Source organism: Bradyrhizobium altum, from assembly GCF_020889705.1.
Lineage (GTDB): Bacteria > Pseudomonadota > Alphaproteobacteria > Rhizobiales > Xanthobacteraceae > Bradyrhizobium > Bradyrhizobium altum.
The window spans coordinates 1-895 of record NZ_JACMYP010000580.1 but is presented as its reverse complement, the minus strand read 5'-3'; the positions used below and the strand labels follow the sequence as shown (position 1 = coordinate 895).

Below are 895 nucleotides of genomic sequence, written 5' to 3'. Positions count from 1 at the left end.
AGATGGCCGTGCGCGCTCTCGATCGAGCCGTTCTCATGTGCGATGCCCGCATTGTTGCGCGTTGGCGCCATGCCATAGTGGCCCATCAGCCCGGCGTAGCGCTGCGTCAGATCCTCCCGTGCGTCGGCGGTCAGATTGCGGAACGCTGCCGACAGGCTGTCGCTGCGATGCTCCCGCGGCACGCCGCCAAGCGCCCACAGCGCGTTCTGCAAGCCCTCCGCCAGGGCGACGAAGCTTTCGCCGCCGAGCACGACATGGGCATGCTCGAAGCCGGAGAACGCCAACCGGAAGTGATAGAGCCGGTGATCGAGCGGCTCACCCGCGATGGTAATACCGAGCGCGCTCACGTCGGTGAAGTCGGACAGACCCAGGCGGCCGGGCTCGTGCTGCTGGCGGAAGATCACGTCCTGTTCGGGGCCGTTGAGCGCCCGCCAGGCGTTGATGCGCCGCTCCAGCGTGCGGCGGATGTTCGGGTTCAGGTCATGATGCCGTCGGCGCAGCTCGTCCAGCACGCCGATCACGCGGATGCCGGGCGCAGCCTTCAGGATCGGAACGATCTCGGCCTCCCAATACTGCGCGAGCGGATCGGACCGGCGCCGGCCCCTCGGCGTCTTCTTCTGCGATGGCGGGCGACAATCGCCCTCGATTCGATACGCGCTTGCCTTCGAGAACCCCGCCTTGGCCGCGGCGGCCTCGGGGGACAGTGTCTGTCGGTAGGTCATGTACAGCCTCATCTGGTGGTCGGTGATGTGGAGGCCAGGCAAGGCATCGATTCCCTCTTGTCGAGACGAATCAATAGCTTGCACCAGCCGCACCCGGCCGCCAGACGGGTCCAAAAACGCGCGACGCCGATGGGGACGGTCCTCCGGTCGGGCTACGCCCTCCCTTCGGTCCG

Annotated in this window: 1 protein-coding gene; it reads right to left on the bottom strand. The window is 67.2% G+C overall.

The window, feature by feature from the left end; translation table 11 throughout:
* On the bottom strand, positions 1–764 hold a 764-nt coding region (gene istA, locus H8B02_RS47500), incomplete at its 3' end, for an IS21 family transposase (RefSeq protein WP_446471721.1).
* Between the last annotated feature and the right edge of the window lie 131 nt (positions 765–895).